This is a genomic window from Salinibacter grassmerensis, from assembly GCF_947077765.1.
Lineage (GTDB): Bacteria > Bacteroidota > Rhodothermia > Rhodothermales > Salinibacteraceae > Salinibacter > Salinibacter grassmerensis.
Map to the genome: position 1 here is coordinate 83,637 of NZ_CAMTTF010000006.1, position 16,159 is coordinate 99,795.

Below are 16,159 nucleotides of genomic sequence, written 5' to 3' on the forward strand. Positions count from 1 at the left end.
ACTCTCTTTCTGATCGGGCAGACGGCCGGTACGCACCTCTGCTCACCGGCTCCCTCGGCGACACCTAGCACTCGTCGAGGGAGCCGTGGGCTTTGGTGCACCGTCGGCGTGCCTCACAACTGCGCGTGCTCTCGCGTGAGGGCATGGGAGGAGCGCGTTCCGACTGACTGCTAATTCTCTGATTGACGAATCACCATGGTCTCCACGACTCGCTCCTCGTCGTTTTCTCTATGCCTGCTCATGCTGGGGGGGTTTCTCCTCGTTTTAGGGACCGGCTGCAAAAACGAACCTAACAAGTCCGACGGAACGGAAGACGTGTCTCCCGCCCGCCAAACGGCCTTCCGGGTGCGCTCAGACATTGACACTGGGCTCAACGCCGATCAAGGATGGGCAGAATCCCTTGACCAATCCGCAACGCTGCCAGTCGAGCGCCCGTTTCGCATCCGGTTTGAAGTCGAAACGCCCCTGAACGCACCGTTCGTGGAGCGCTTCCGGCTGCAGTACCGGCGCAATGAAGGCCAGTGGCGCCCGGTCCCAGCCGCGGGCTTTCCCAAGGCCGCGTCGGAAGTCACGCCTCGGGTGAGCGTGGTCTCCACGCCCGCCTACAACGACCGCGCAGAGGCTACCGATCTCCTTGACGGCTCGACGGCATCGTATGCGGGCGGCACCGGCATGAGCCTCTCTGCCCAAGGCCCCGCCCTCCCGGATCGCGGGGTGCAAAGCGAATGGGAGTGGCCGCTGGTGATTCGTCGCTACGCGGATGGGGCCGTGACCAACGAGAGGGGGGACCGGTTCACATTTCGGATGGTCGATGCACAGGGCCGCCCGTTGCCGGCCAGCGATCTCCCGACCGTTACGGCGACCGTTCCGTCTCGTCTGCTGGGTGGCACCTTTCCCGAAACCCCGGGTCGCCTCGGGCCCTGGGAGGCGCCCGATGGCAGCCTGTACTTCCTCATGGAGCCGGCGGAGTCCTACAACAAACTGATGACCGTGAAATCGACCGACGGTGGCCAGACGTGGCAGGAGGTAGACGGTCCTCATCGTCCGGAAACGGGCGATCTGGAGGGCTTCGCCTCGGCTATCCACGACGGGACGATTCACATGCTCCACCAGATCGACGCCGGGGTGCTGCACCACTCGTTTCAGACGACGGAGCACCCGGGCGATCCGGACACGTGGGCCGTGCGAGACGACACGGTGGCAACGCCTGAAGAGCCGCCGGTGCAGGTCACCTCCCTTACTGCGCGGCCGGACGGTAGCCTCGTGGGAGTATACGGCGGCCCCCAACGCATCCACTACAAGATTCGCAGTCCCGACGGCATGTGGGGAACTGAGACTACGATTCCGAGCCCGACCGGAGACGCGCTTTCCGGCCCTCAAACGACGCTCGGCGCCAACGGGACAGTGCACCTGGCGTATACCCGCCGCGACGGCACCGGCTGGCATCGCCGCATTCGGCCGGATGGCAGCCTGTCGCCTCCTACGCAGGTAACTTCCGGTCTTGGGACGGCCGAGACCGACGTTGGCTCCATCCTTCCCCTCGTGTACCTACCCGAGTCGAACGCGACGGTGATCCTGCACCGCCGCGCCTCGGGTCAGATTTGGGCGCGCCGGATGGCCGATAACGGCACGCTGAGCAGTCCAGCGCAGGTTACCGAGCGCCCGGTCGCACAGAGCGCAGTCGACTCCGACCAGGTAGGGGCCGACGCTGTCGCCATTGGTTCGTCCGTGCACGTGCTATTTATTGAGAAAGGAACCGGACGGCTCTACCACACCAGCAGCTCCCGACGAGGTGAGTGGGGCGCCGCGACCGTTCAGGTCGACAGCGCAGATGCCCAATGGGTTCGAGGGAGACCGCTCCGCCTAGGGAGCCCAACGCCCGACACGTACGGCTTTGTGTACGACGCGGGATCGAATGGCGGGTCTGGAATGAACTGGTATCACGAGGTGTCCGTGGAGCGGTGACGGCGCGACACCGCTGGGGCGTGTTGCTCTACGAGATACTGTTTGAAAAAGCCGGGATGGGGTGGCCTGTCCCAAACAGCAGCTCCCCCCGACGGCTATCCCCCGACGAACAAAAGCCCGAACGCCCCGAAGTAGAGCACCAGCGCCAGGAAGCTCTCGAACCCGATCCCGAATGCCCCGCGGCGCTCCCGGCGCAACAGGCCCATCAGCAGGATGCCGGCCAACAAAAGCGTAAGGGCAATGATGAACACCTGCTGCTCGGTCATGGCATGGTAGATTGACCCCTCCTGGTAGCCGGCGTCCGAAAACGCCACGAACAGGACGTCGAAACTATTGCCTCCGATGATGCCCCCGACCGCCAGGGTCAGGGCCCCGCGGCGCACTGCCGCCACCGACGTGACCAGTTCCGGAAGCGAGGTAGACACGGCCGTAAATAGCCCGCCGACGATCCCTCCGGAGAGGCCTGTTCGGGCGGCCACCTGCCCCCCAGTCTTCGCGATCACGTATCCCGCGACACCGACGACGAGGGACAGGGCCAGAAACTCCGTCCAGAGCTTCGGGAGGGAGGCGGCCTCGCGGTCCTCCTCTTCGGTGTCCTGGCGGGTCTTGTCGGTTTGTCGTGCCATCCAGTACGGAGTCGACCGCGCCTCCGCCACGAGATGAATGCCGTAGAGGTAGCCCGCGACCAAGAGCACGGAGGCAGGGTGGATCCCAAGCAGGTCGATCTCTGGGCCTGCCATGCCGAGCAGGGGAATGGCCAGAAGGGTCGACAGCAAAGCGCCCTGCAGGAGGTTCTCGACGGAGGCGGCCGCGTGTTCGAGATTCGCGGGCCGGTAGGCCATGTCGGCCACCGCAAGGAAGACGGTCTGGGCGGCGATCCCACCAATCGCGTTGCTGATGGCCAGGGACGGAAGACCGTCCACCGCAGCCGTCACGGACGTCGTGATGCCGGCAATGGAGGTGGCGCTCCCGAGCAAGACGGCCCCGAAGATTGCTTCCCCCAGACCGGTCTCATCAGCGAGGCGGTCGGCGGCCCGGGTCATCCGTGTCCCTACCACGGCGACGAGGAGGGCTGAAGCCCCAAACGCAACAGAGATAAACGGGAGCGAGAGCCTGTCCCAGGCAATAATCTCCATAAGACAATAGTCCCCACAGAGCAGTAGGCTTTACAGAGCGGCACCGCAAGGAGAGAGCAAAGCGACCTGTCGGACACAGCCAGCCAGGAATAGCCGGCTGCAAACGGCCTGCGGGAGTGTCCTGTTAGAAGGCGAAAGGTCGTTTCCAGGAGCACTCTTCTCGGGCGCTAGCCCCCCTGGACATTGGTCCCTCCGGGCGTGGGTCCATCTGGGCAGTGGCTTACTGGGTCTCCCGCCCCGCTCGCAGCGTGCCGGTGAGCGCCTCTAGGTCCACGTTCATGAGGTTTGCGAGCTTTCGGGCAATGGCGGTATTGTCGTGGTGGCCGACAAAGGCGTTTGCACCCGGCCCGTAGGCGTAGAGATTCACGTCGACCGCCGTGTGGGCGTGGCTCGTCCATCCGACCAGGGCGTGCCGGTTGACAAGTGGAGAGACGGCGTTTCCGACGGCGTAAGGCCCCTCGACCTCCATCAGGTTGGAGACGATCTCCGTCGGCACGTCTTGAATGCCGGTCAGACGGGTCAACGTGCCCTTAATGCGCTTCCGCTTGACAGAAGAGCTTGCTCCGGCGGAGCGAATCGAACGGACGCTGTCTGCGATGGCGCCGCTGGAGGCCTCGACACCGGCCAGCTTCTCTGGGCTCCAGGAGTAGATTCCTTCGCCATTGCGGTTTCGCCCCAGCGTGAGACCACCGGTCTCGTGGTCCGATACGATCACCACGAGGGTGTTGTCGTCTTCGCGGGCGGCCTCCAGCGCGCTCCTGGTCGCCTGATTGAAGGCCTGAATGTCTCGGAGATGAGAAGCAGCGTCGTTGCCGTGGCCGGCATGATCGATCCGACTGCCCTCGACCATCAGAAAGTACCCGTCCTGGCTACTGGAGAGCCGGTCGATGGCGGTTTCCGTCATCGCCGCGAGGCTGGGTTGGCGCGTGTGGCCACGGTCGATCTCGTATGCCATGTGCCCCGGGCTGAACAGGCCCAGAAGGCTCTCCTCTTCTGCTTGGTTTTCTTCTGCCTGATTCAGTTCGCTCGCCGTCTGGACTACCTCATAGCCCCGATCCTGGGCCACCTGCAGGAGGTCGAGGCCGTCCTCGCGGTCACTCTCCTCGGCCGACTGCGGTAGGAAGTGTCGCCGTCCCCCACCCAGCATGACCTCGATGTCTTTGCGTAGCTGCTGGCGAGCGATGCGGTTTTCCTGGTCGCGGTCCGGCACGTGGGCCGAGAATACCGCCGGGGTGGCGTGGGTGAGTCGGCTTGTCACAACGAGCCCAGTGGACATCCCGCGCCGCTCGGCCCCTTCCAGCAGCGTCGCTACGGCCTGCTGGGAGGTGTCCACAGCGACCGCTCCGTTGTAGGTTTTTGTGCCCGTGGCAAGGGCCGTGCCCCCGGCCGCCGAGTCTGTGATGTAGCTGTCGGAGGCGTAGGTGCGGATGCTTCCTACCTGGAGGCTATCGTAGGGAAGTTCCTCCTGGCCGCGGCGCCACCGGAGGTAGTCCCGCGCCATGGTCACGCTGGCCGGCCCGAAGCCATCGGGGATCATGAGGATAACGTTCGGCGCCTCCTCGGGCGCAGGGGCGTCCGGGGCGGTCTGCGCCGGGGCTGGACGGACCAGGAGCAGACAAAGGCCAAGGACAGTGAAGAGCAAGGAAGTCGTAGAAAGCAGGCGGGACGTAGGTGGGCGCACCAGGTGCATCGAAAGTTGGTGTGTCGAAAAGCGAGTTTGAGCTTTAAAGAGGACTACAGAATTTATCAGAGACAGCCCCCACAAACAAACTGGCTCTCGCGGCCCTGGAGCCTACACCCGGGAATCGCGGGTGGCAGGAGGTCTGTTCCGCGAGGAATCACATTCCGCCGTATTGTCTAATCGGCTCGCGCGCGTCAGAACTGCATCTTACCGGTTGGCGTCTGGCCCCGGCTCATCGCCAGTTGCAATGGGGGGCTGTGCCTTCTCTAACACCAGATCACTGACAACCAGCATGGACCAACCCCCACAACTGTGCAGATGCCCCACCATTTCCGGCGTCGCCATGTAGGAGCGACTGTCTTCCAGGCGGTGTGCCAGACAGCTTCTCGGTAGAAGGCCCGACCTGCTCAAACGACCTGTGCAGTGAACGTACCTAGCCAAGTGCCCCCTCCACGTCACCGCCCAGTTCAGCACCTCAGCCAGCCGTCGCAGCCCCATCAGCGGTCGCTATCACGAGGATGTTTTGCGCTAGAAGGTGTAGCAAGAGGGCGTAGTTCTCAGTCAGGGTCAGACCGCCACTACGATGGAGCAGCCATCGGCCTGCGGCAACAGGTATGGCGACGACTGCACATAAAAACTGATCTGAATAGCCATGAAATGAGCGGCCCAGAACCGATTTCCGCTGTTCGCACCGGCCGAGGCGACATCCGTCGTAAGGAAGAGATCGGTTGCTCTAGTCACTTCATCCGTCTACGTGTCTGGGCCGAAGGTTAAAGACCTGGAGGGTCTCGCTTCTCTTCCGAGGCTCACTGGTGCCCATTCCGGGCTTCAGGTCTCTGCCGATTGGAGGTTGAATCGAACGTACCGTCCCCCGATGGATCCTGCCGAGTTTCTTGGTGGATTTTGAACGCCTGAACCCGCCGCTGAAGCTTGGTGGTTACTTCTTGAAGGCGCTCTGAGGTGCTTGACACTTCCGTCACGCCCTGAGCAGACTCCCGTGCAGCCGTTGAGATGGACTGAACGCTCCGGGCGATCTCTTCACTCGTGGTGGACTGCTCTTCGGAAGCGGCTGCGATCTCGTCGGCTTTTGCCTCGACCTCCTCAATTGACTGTACAATCTCTTCAAGCCTGCCGCTGGCCCTCCGGACCAGGTCGATGCCCTCCTCTGCATTGCTTCGTGAGCGCCGGGCCGATTCGACCGTGTCGTCGATCTCGGACTGCACCTCTCCGATGATTTCGGCAATTTCGGAGGTCGCCTTGTCGGTTTCCTCTGCCAGTTCTCGCACCTCCTCCGCAACCACTCCAAAACCTTGTCCAGTGTTGTCGCCTTCTTGCCCATCGCCCGCTCGCGCTGCCTCAATCGCCGCGTTTAGAGCAAGGAGATTGGTTTGTCCTGCGATGTCGTCAATCGTCTCTACCACCTGGCTGATCTCTTCGCTGGAGACTTGGAGCCGCTCGATCCGATCGGCCGTTTCTTGAACCTCTCCCGCAATCTCTTCCATCTTCGCGGTGGCCTCCAGAACGACCTCTTGTCCGTCTTGGGCCTGCTGGCTGCCTTCACTGGCCGATTCAGCAACAGACTGAACGCTCCGGGCATTTTCGCCGATCGTCTGGTTCAGCTCCTCAACGGCTGCGGCTACCTCTTCTGCCTGCGCGGATTGCTCTTCGGCGCTAGCGGCCATCTGCTCGGAGGAACTGTTGATCTCCTCCGTCGCCGATGCCGTGGATCGAGCTGCCTTCTGGACCTGCTCCATCGTTGAGCCCATGGTGCCTGCCGCCTCGTTGAAGCCTTCAAACAGACGCCCAATCGCTCCTTCTTGCCGGTTCGGTAGACGAACCGTGAGATCTCCTTCCGCAAGGTCATTGATTGCCCTCAGCGTCTTGTCAACGCCTTCCTGAAGACGCTCTTTCCGCTCGGCTGCCTCTCGCTCGGCCTTCCGGGCCTGCTCGGCTTCTTTCTCGGCTCGCTTTTGTGCCTCGTTTGCTTCTTCTATCGAACGCCCTAAATCCGCCGCTACTTTCTCGAAGGTGTCGAAGATCACGCCAATGCTGTCGATCCGTTCGTAATCGAAGGAGATGTCATAAGATCCCCCTTCGACCTCAATGACCTTCTCGTTCATCTTCCGGAGAAGCCAGTACATTTCGGCATACACCATGAACCCGGTAATGGCCACGCCGCCTCCAGCGACGACAAAAGAGAGGTGAGCGTTCTCTATCAGATATGCGGCGGCGAACGGGAATCCGATCACCGAACAGACCGGTCCCGCCAAGAGGACCCTGAGGTCCAAACGGCGCCGCAGAAAGTCCGGGGTTGCTTTTTCCAGTGCCGTGGCGAGTGCGCCAAAACTGTACAACGCTTTCGAGATGATTCCACCTTTGCCCTCAGTTTTCGTATCGCGCATGGTCTAGAGAGACGAGGCACATGATCTGTGAAGTGAAATTTGCCCCCGTTTTGAATCATCGACCTTTTGGGGCGCGCGTTTAAACCAGTCCGTGACCTCCCTGGCTGCTTCTTTCCAACTCTGCCCGATCAAACTCACGTATTTCGGGAGCAGACTGTCCTCCGGTAGCTCCAAATTGGAGAACACGGTGCCGGTACCCTCCGCAAAACCGACAGGTCGAGGTCAAGGGCGTGCAGACCCTGTGTCTCATATTCACCGTGAGGGCCGGCTCTGTCTCATCGGCCGCCTTGGAGAGGCACGATGTCGATCCGGAGGGTGGGGTTCCCAACGCTCATCTGCCAAACGCCTGACTTCAAGCTCCGGAGCGCATTCGAGACGCTTGTCGTCGCCCAGATCTGAACTTGTCTCTTCGACCCGTGGCAGGTCGCTCGCACATGCCCGAGACGAATACCGGTCGCCTCCCCTTGAGAAGGATTCTAGCCGTGGAGATCTGGCGACAGCAGTTTCCACATCCCACCTCCGACCACACCGCCGACAAATCCTCCGAGCGCATCTTTCCAAGGCAGTTGCAGCAGGAGCAGCCCGCCGGCCCCAGTACCCTGCTTCAACGTGGCCACGAGCAGCGCGGCCGTCCCAACAAGCACCCCTGCCGTAAGGCTGGACACCAAAGCAACTCCATGACGGGACAGCGAAAACCGAGCGGCCGCCCACCACGTGGTCGCCTGCCAAGCGCTCACCATCGCCCCGCCAAGCACGGCGTGGAGGAAGACCCAGCGAACGAGCGCGGGGTCTGTGAGAAATCCAGGGCTAAGGTGCTGAATGATAGCGAAGACTCCGCCGCCGAGGACACCGCCCAAGACAGCCCTCAAAACCTGGCGAGTGGGAGGGGCCGACGCCACGTGCTCCGCCGGGCGGGTCACTGAAGCCATGTCTGTTGGGGCTGTGTCCTCGTTGTTCACGTTTCGGTTGTCCATGACAGAATAGGGTTTGCAAAGCGTGGAAGAGAGTCGGAGGATTCTCGTGTGCTGTCTCCGAACGCCGGCCCCCTCTTCGTAGCACGAGTGCTTTTGAGACAGCCACCCGCCCGGTCGAGCACTGTCAACTTATCAGGCCTTCACTCGAGGTGAGGAGCCCACCGGGGTTCGCCGTGAGCATCGATGCGGTAGGAGACGCCGAACTCCAGGGCCAGGCTCATGCCGCCGAACGGGCGCAATCGCAGTCCCAGCCCGGCCCCGACCGAGGCGCGCCGCTCGCCGAGCGTCGGGCCCACGCCGCCCCCGACTCGGTACTGCGCCTGCCCAAGCCCATATCCGTAGAGGGCGTCGACGGCCACCGGTAGCATTACCGACCCGGTATCCATGCACCAGAGCGGTTGGGTGACCTTCGCGCCGAGGCGAAGGTAGTTGCCGGATCCTGGAAGAGCACCGGCGAGGTCTCGGTAGCCGCGAGGCGCGAACGACTGGACGTCGAAGAACGACCGGCGGCTCTGCGTGAGGAACGATGCGCTCGTGCGCAGCCCTACATTGTGCCCCGAGAGCAGGGGCCAGAACACGTCGACCCGCTGCCGGAAATACCGGCTGGGGGTGGTGCCCGTGGGAGTAAGCACGTCCGTCTCGGCGCTCGCGTTTAACCGGACGCCGGTGTTCGGCACCAGGTCGCGAATGTTCTTCTGGACGCGGTACTTAAACGTCAGCTCGGAGCTTATATTGGCTCTGCCCGTGAAGCCTCCCTCCGCCTCGCCGCTCGCCGTGATGGGACGGGACTGGCGGTACCCGCCCTCCAGGCGTGCCGTTAGGCTCGTTGTATATACGTTCTTCTCAAACAAGAACCGCTGGCCCACCCCGAGGCCCAAGCCTCGGAGCTCGAATGCCTCTAGACGCGAGGCGCCTTTGCCCGTCTCTCGCACGACTTCCACCGGACCGTTGAAGGCCGTAAGCGACGGGGTGCCAGGCAGGAGACCGGTCTCGACGGAGAAGTCGCCCCATAGCCGATCCGCCTGGTAGAACCCCTGGGCGTTGTAGGCCCATCGCCCGAGCGGGTCGGTGCCGGACACATTCAGCCCCGCTCCAACGCCCAGGTTCTCACCGTCGAGAGAGGTGCCGAGCAGGTCACCGATGCCTCGTAGAACAGGCGCGGCCGATCGTGGGAAGAGGTGACGCCAGCCCTCATACGGCCGCGACTGCTCGCGCAGAGAGGCCGCGTCGGCACCAGAACGCGACCGTTCCGCCGTGACGCCGACCGCGCCCGACGCGTTCTCCTTGTCTTGTGCCAGGGTCACGGCCGGCCCAGCCGAGGCCATCAGGACGTCTCCCTGCGGAGCCCAGGCGCGCTGGGGTTCGGCGACGGGCCGCGGCGATTCCGGCTGGAAGGGAATCGTGGCGAGTTCGAAGCGCTCGTGCTGGTAGCGCGCGAAGGCCACCTGCTCCTTGTCGGGCGAGAGGGCTGGCTCCAGCGCGCCGTAGCGCACGGTCGTCAGGCACCGAACGTCCCCGTCGCGGCGGTCCAAAGCGTAGATGTTTGCAATGCCCGAGGGGTCGGCCGCAAAGAGCAGGTAGCGCCCCTCCGGCCCCCAGCTCACGTCGTAGATGGTGCCCTCCTCAAACCGAAGCCACGGCTCGAGCGTCGAGGTAGACGGGTCGAAGCGGTAGAGTCCCTGCTTCCCACCGGCATTGGCGAGCACCGCAACCGTGTCGCCACAGGGAGAGGGGGCGACCTGCTTATAGCGGAGGCCCGGGCGGTGGGCCTGTGGGATTGCGCCCTCTTCGCCCAAGGTCACCAGCTCGCTAAACGAGCCGTCCCGCCGGGCCGCCCACACCGGCCCGCCTGGCGCCTTGGCCGGGGTAAATACGCCGCCGGTCTCTGACACGAGCCGGGCCTCCCCAGTCCGGAGATGCAGGCGATGCGTCTTCGGTGTCGTGGCCCTACGAACAAGCAGGTCCGGGTGCTGGCGCGCGAAGTAGAGGGCCGTTGTGTCCGGCCCCAGCGCGTAGGTGTATCCGGACGTGACGGCCTGGTGGCTAACCGCGTGTCGCTCGCCGCTGTGGGCATCGATCCGGTAGAAGCCCGGCTGCGTGGCGTAGCCGGAGGCGTAGGCCACAAGGGTCGAGTCGCTGGTCCAGTAGGGACGGCGGACGTGCAGCCCCTCGGTGCCGACAAGGACCGCAGGCTCGGTGATCCCGTGCTCGGCCGCCTGCCGAAGTGAATCGAGGCGCCGCCGCTCTTCCTGCTGCTCGTCCTCGAGAAACGAGTCGCTAAGCTGGGCGGGCGTCTGGCCGGTCCCCATCCAGAGCGCCATCCCAAAGCCCAAAAACGGGAGGCGGTGATTCCACCGGGCCGCGCGCCGGAAGAAGCCCGTGTCCCCGCGCTCTTCGGCCATGTGCTCGATCAGCTGCCCGCCGCCGAGATAGTGCCGACGCAAGGGACGCTCGTAGAGCCCAGAATACATCACCTCTCCAACGCTCCAGGGATCATCCGAACCAAGCGCGGCGCGGTACTTCATCGTCTGAAGCGGGGCATTGAGCCGCCCGGCCCCAGGCTTCAGCTGGCTCTCGCGGTAGACGGCGATGCCCTCTGCCCACCCGCTTGGCTGAAAGTTATGGAGCCCCCGGGAGAGATCCTCCGAGAATAGGCCCGCCAGTCCGCCAAGGCCAATGCCGGAGTCAATCTCGAAGTGCATCGCGTGGGTCAACTCGTGGGGCGCGACCGTCTGCGCCCAGGAGTCATACTTGGCCCCAAACGAGAACGTGGGGTGAGCCGTGAAGAGGTGTGACCGGAAGTTGATCGGAGTCACGAAGCCGTTGGCGCGGCCGGAGGTCGGGTCGACCACGACGGGAAGTTCAAAGCCCTCCGTGCCGGTTCCCACGATGGAACGGGTGCCCTGGAAGCTGCGCTGGAGCGCGCCCTGGAAGAGGGCTGTCGTCGTATCGGCCCCGGCCGGGTAGATCATCTCGAAGCGGCTCGTTTCCGCAAACCGGTAGTCGGCCTGCGGGCGGTACCGGGCGTCGTAGCTGACCTGCGCCTGAGCAGTCGGTGCCACGAGCGTGAGAACGCCGGCCAGCAGTGTCGTCAGGACCAGCGCCCAGAGGAACGCGCGATCGAACAGTGTGGGGATTGATGGGCGTTGGCAACGCAATCCGGTGAAAAGAGGCACAGGGGATGATAGGTGCTTTTTTGCGGAGGAAAATCAAGCGGAGAAAGACAATGACGATCTCTCGCAGCTTTCAGATCTCTCTCAATTCGGATTAGTCGGTGTCGGCCAGGCGGAGGCTCACGCCGAACGTCGGCTGTAGGAAGGTCGTCCGCGAGCGACGAATGTCCATCTCGCTGCGGTCGAGCTGACCGTTGCCGTTTTGGTCGTTTAGCGCTCCCTCGGTGAGATACTCCGCCTCCTGGCCCAGCAGGTACTGCACCCCAAAATGCAGGTCGACCCTGCGCAGTGTCTTGGACGGATTGTCCTGCCGATAGACCTGGATGTCGACGCCTGCCCCGACCCCGCCGCTGAGGGCAAAGTCATCAAAGTTGGTAGAGCTGGCAACCTCGTCCCCGAGATCACCGCCAACGTCGTCCTCGTCGATGCGGGTGCGGGTGAACAGGTACTTGAAGCCGGCCAGGGCCTCGGCGTAGGGCCGAAAGCGGCCCGTCCGAGGCTGAAGGCGAGCCGTCAGGTGCGTCTCCAGCACGTTGTTGCTAGTCGATACCTCCACCGGCACGCGGGGGCCGACCGTCGAGCTAAATGGCACTGACTCTTCCGTGTGGCCGTAGCCGAAAAATCCGAGGTCGAGGCCAAGCAGGACGGGGCTTCGGTTGATCCACTCGGCAAGGGAGAGCCGGATGCCACCTCCGGTGCCGACGTTGTTGCGGAGGCCGCCAACCGGAACGCCGCCGATAAGCCCTCCGCTGAACTGACCGGAAATGGCTGGCGCGTCAGACGTGTCGGCCGGACTCTGGGCGGTAAACTTGTCTTGACCCATGGCGGGCGAGGTAGTCAGCGTGGCGGCCCCCGCCAGCAGGAGGACGGAGACGAAAAGGGCCCTCACCGTAGAGAACCGAGACTGGGAGAAGGAAGCGACCGAGAACATGACGGCAAAGATTTGTTTTGCTTGGGCGGAATACACTGAAGAGCCTGTCGGCGGGAGCGTGGCGTCTCCGGCGCAGGCCCGAGTGCCGAACGTTGCGGGGGGTTGTATTGAACGTCGGAAGGGGGGTTTGGGCTGTTCGATTGGCGTAGAATGTCGTTTGTGAACGTTCACGTCGCTAGACGGGCGTAGTGAGGATGCAGGTGTCCACCGCAGTGCCGGGGGTACAGGGAGGATCGTTCCAGATTTTCCCGGCCCAGCGGAGCACCTGCGCAGTGGGGAAGGAGATGCGTCACCGGGGGAATGCATCGCCGTTTGGAGAAGACTGGCCTTGAGGTCCAACCCGTCATTGAGCCCAGCGGCGGCGCACGCTCATCGAGCTATGTTCGCGCTCATCGGACGCCACTTCCGTCTCTCCACGCGTCTTGGTACACTGCATCCACAGCGATACACTGCATCCACGACGATAGGACATTCACGACGAGGAAACGGCCTCGCCTGCGCCCGGCGCCCTCTTCCGCCTACGGGGGGGCGCCGGTTCGCGAGTCTTTCGAACCGAGCCTCGACGATCGATGAATCGCACACGTACCTACTGGCTGTGTCAGGTCGCTGGATGGTCAGTCCTTGGAATTGCCTTGGGGATTCATCCAGAGAACTGGGCCCCCGGTGAGATTCAGACAACCCTCCTTTCGTGGCTCTTGGGAACTGCCCTCGGCATCGGCCTCACTCATGCTTTCCGGGCGTACGCGAAACGGCACGGTTGGACACGCCTTCCTCTGAAGCAGCTCGTTCCGCGGGGCGTGACCGCCGCCGTCGTCATTGGGGGACTCTTTACCAGCTTCAAGCTCCTTTTCGTGGCCCTCGGCCCGCTGGGGAGAGTTGCGCACAACCGAGCAGAGCCCTCACTCGCTGAGGGATCAATTGGAAACGTGCTTGTGGTAGGGGCCTGGATCGCAATCTATTTTGGAGTGCATGCGGCCTGGAACTACCGGCAGGCCGAGGTCGACCGGTGGAAGCTGCAGGCCCGGGCCGAGGCGGCCCGGCTCGACGCCCTCAAGCTGCAGCTTAATCCACACTTCTTCTTCAACAGCCTCGCGAGCGTTCGCTCCCTCATCAGCGAATCCCCTCCCCGGGCCAAGGAGGTAGTGGCGCGCCTGGCCCGTCTGCTCCGAAAAACGCTGCGGGCAAGCGAGGAGGGAACCGTTCCGCTTCGAGAAGAACTCTCGACGACTAAGACCTACCTGCAGCTCGAAAAGGTACGCTTCGAGGACCGCTTGGAGTGGACTATCGACGCCTCTGAGGCGGCCCAAAGCCGCTCGGTACCGTTCATGCTGGTGCAGACCCTCGCCGAAAACGCCGTTAAGCACGGCATTGGGCAGCGCCGGGGCGGCGGCACCATCCGCGTGGAAGCAATCTTGGATGACGCTTCCTCTGAATCACCGGAGGACGCGCTGCGCCTGCGCGTTGCAAACCCGGGCCAACTGGAGGAAGGCGCGGGATCCACTCGGAGAAACAGCATGGGACTGGACAATGCACGCGAGCGATTGCGCCTGCTGTACGGAGCCAACGCCTCGCTAACTTTGGAGCAGAGCAGTCCGGAGACGGTAACTGCGACGGCTCGACTTCCGCCCTCCTCGGAAGCCTTTGCAGAGGGCTCCGGAGAGGCAGAACCGATGCGGCACGCCCCTCTGCCTGGGGAAGAGCAGCCACAGGACGCGAGGCGTTCAAACGGAACGCCCCAAACTGGAGCCGATGTGTCTTCGCTGGAACCTACCACGGAGCGTCCCTCTGCACCTCCGCGGGAGCGGGCGAAGAGCGGCGGCCTGACCGACGCCGACGACGAGAACGTGACTCGCCTACTGGTGGGCTCCCCCCGCTACTGGGTCTGCCAGGCAGGAGGCTGGGGAGCACTCCTGATAGGCGCAGTATTATACGCAGGACTCGGACAGAATACAGGCTGGAAGACGCTTTTGGAGACGGCACTTGGAACAGGAGTCCTTGTTGCGCCGGGGGTCGGGCTTACTCACGCCTTCCGGATGTACGTAAAATGGCAGAACTGGTCGACGCTTCCCCCGCGACGACTCCTCCCTCGGGCCATAGCCTCCGCCGTGCTTTTGGGAAGCACGTATGTCCTCGTTACCTCTCCGCTCGCGCTGGACCCAGCGGATTTGCCGACCGCGTGGGCCCCTTGGCTGTGGGCTGTCCTGGATGAGATGCTTCCCGCAGCACTCGGCTTTTCGATCTTCATGGGCATCTGGATAGCCATATACTTCGGCGTGCAGGCCGCCCGGAAGTATCAACAGGCTGAGATCGACCGGTGGAAGCTGCAGGCCCGGGCCGAGACGGCTCGCCTCGACGCCCTCAAGCTGCAGCTCAACCCGCATTTTTTCTTCAACTGCCTCGCGAGCGTACGGGCGCTCGTCTCCGAAGAGCCCGGCCGCGCAAAAAAGATGGTCGAGCGGCTGGCCCGTCTGCTGCGCAAGACGCTGCAGGCGAGTGACCAAAAGACCGTGTCGCTTGAGGAAGAGATCTCGATCACCCGGACCTACCTGGAGCTCGAGAAGATGCGTTTCGAAGACCGACTCGGCTGGACCATCGACGTGGGGGAGGCGGCCCTGCAGCGCCAAGTTCCGTACATGCTGGTGCAAACCCTCGTCGAGAACGCCGTCAAGCACGGCATCGGGCAGCACCGGGCGGGGGGAACCATTCGAGTCGAAGCAGACGCCGAGAGCCGGGCGTCCATCGAGGGCGAAGAGTCCCCGCTTCGTCTGCGGGTCACCAACCCAGGGGAACTCGGCGAGGAGGCCGGTGCAGAGCGCGGAAGCGGCACCGGCCTGGAGAATGCCCGCGAGCGACTGCAGCTTCTCTTCGGCGAGGAGGCCTCGCTGAGGCTTGCCCAAATCAAGCCGGAGACGGTCGCGGCCATCGCCCGGATTCCACGCCCGTCGGCCCTCGACGACCGGCTCGCCAGGGACGGGGCGGCATCGTCCGGATCCACGCCTGTCCTCCGCGACACAGTCCCCACCGGGGGCGGCGGTCCGTAGCAAAACGCCCCGTCGTCGCACCCGCACCCCGGAAATCGACTCGCCCTTCCATTCTCTCACGTGCAGACATTCCTCAGTCCGCAATGCCTACGCTCGACACCCTCATTGTCGACGACGAACGCCTCGTGCGCAGCGAACTCCGCCGCATGCTTGAAGAGATCAATTCCGCCGAGGTCGTCGGGGAGGCCGCCGACGCCACCGAAGCCGAGGCGGCCGTTGAGGAACTCGATCCGGATCTGCTCCTGCTCGACGTGCAGATGCCGGGGGACAGCGGGTTCGACCTCCTCGAACGTTTGAGTGACGTGCCGCACATTGTTTTCGTGACCGCCTACGACCAGTACGCGATCCGCGCCTTTGAGGTCAACGCGCTGGACTACCTCGTGAAGCCCGTTGAGAAAGAGCGCCTCGCCGACGCCCTTGAGACCGTTCAGAAGCAGGCCGCCCTGTCGGACGAGGCTGCAGGGCCGGTGCCCCAGCCCGGCACCGACGAGAGTGAGGAGCCTGACACACTCACCGCCGAAGATCAAGTGTTCGTGAAGGATGGGCGCCGCTGCTGGTTTGTCCGCCTGGGCGAAGTGCACCTGTTCGAGGCCGCCGGCAACTACACGCAGCTTTATTTCGGCGACGGAGAGCCCTTGATCCACCGCTCGCTCAATTACCTTGAGGAGCGTCTCGACCCAGACCAGTACTTTCGGGCCAGCCGCCAGCACATCCTCAACCTCGACTGGGTCCAAGCCATGAACAGCCGCCCGAATGGCAAGCTAGTGGCCCACCTTGCCGGTGACACTGACGTGGAGCTCTCCCACCGGCGCTCGCGGACGTTTCGAGATGAGATGAGCCTGTAGTGCCGGCCCCT

9 protein-coding genes are annotated in these 16,159 nt (G+C 63.6%); 3 read left to right on the forward strand and 6 right to left on the reverse strand.

Annotation, left to right across the window (positions count from 1 at the left end):
• Window positions 1–195: 195 nt before the first annotated feature.
• Complete coding sequence (locus tag OJB03_RS12825; protein WP_263788077.1) at window positions 196–1,965, forward strand: exo-alpha-sialidase; 1,770 nt, start codon at window positions 196–198, stop codon at window positions 1,963–1,965.
• A gap of 95 nt (window positions 1,966–2,060) precedes the next feature.
• Here OJB03_RS12825 and OJB03_RS12830 read toward each other — a convergent pair whose 3' ends face one another.
• The 6 genes from OJB03_RS12830 to OJB03_RS12855 form a co-directional block, all read right to left on the reverse strand.
• Window positions 2,061–3,101 carry a sodium:calcium antiporter gene (locus tag OJB03_RS12830; protein WP_263788079.1) on the reverse strand — a complete coding sequence of 347 codons (1,041 nt, stop codon included), beginning with the start codon at window positions 3,099–3,101 and terminating at the stop codon, window positions 2,061–2,063.
• A 220-nt stretch (window positions 3,102–3,321) separates the two neighbouring features.
• On the reverse strand, window positions 3,322–4,743 hold the full coding sequence (locus OJB03_RS12835; RefSeq protein WP_263788082.1) for an alkaline phosphatase: 1,422 nt from the start codon (window positions 4,741–4,743) through the stop codon (window positions 3,322–3,324).
• Between the two features lie 845 nt (window positions 4,744–5,588).
• Window positions 5,589–7,184, reverse strand: coding sequence for a methyl-accepting chemotaxis protein (locus tag OJB03_RS12840; protein WP_423816381.1), 1,596 nt, complete (start codon window positions 7,182–7,184; stop codon window positions 5,589–5,591).
• A gap of 476 nt (window positions 7,185–7,660) precedes the next feature.
• Window positions 7,661–8,158 (reverse strand): hypothetical protein, encoded by a 498-nt coding sequence (locus OJB03_RS12845; protein WP_263788084.1) that lies wholly within the window; start codon window positions 8,156–8,158, stop codon window positions 7,661–7,663.
• 140 nt (window positions 8,159–8,298) lie between these two features.
• Window positions 8,299–11,316, reverse strand: coding sequence for a hypothetical protein (locus OJB03_RS12850; RefSeq protein ID WP_263788086.1), 3,018 nt, complete (start codon window positions 11,314–11,316; stop codon window positions 8,299–8,301).
• Window positions 11,317–11,425: 109 nt separating this feature from the next.
• The gene (locus OJB03_RS12855) at window positions 11,426–12,220 is read right to left on the reverse strand and encodes a hypothetical protein (protein WP_263788088.1); all 795 of its coding nucleotides are present in this window, start codon (window positions 12,218–12,220) and stop codon (window positions 11,426–11,428) included.
• Between the two features lie 611 nt (window positions 12,221–12,831).
• Here OJB03_RS12855 and OJB03_RS12860 point away from each other — a divergent pair.
• The gene (locus OJB03_RS12860) at window positions 12,832–15,303 is read left to right on the forward strand and encodes a sensor histidine kinase (protein WP_263788089.1); all 2,472 of its coding nucleotides are present in this window, start codon (window positions 12,832–12,834) and stop codon (window positions 15,301–15,303) included.
• Between the two features lie 83 nt (window positions 15,304–15,386).
• Window positions 15,387–16,148, forward strand: coding sequence for a LytR/AlgR family response regulator transcription factor (locus tag OJB03_RS12865; protein ID WP_263788093.1), 762 nt, complete (start codon window positions 15,387–15,389; stop codon window positions 16,146–16,148).
• Window positions 16,149–16,159 lie beyond the last annotated feature (11 nt).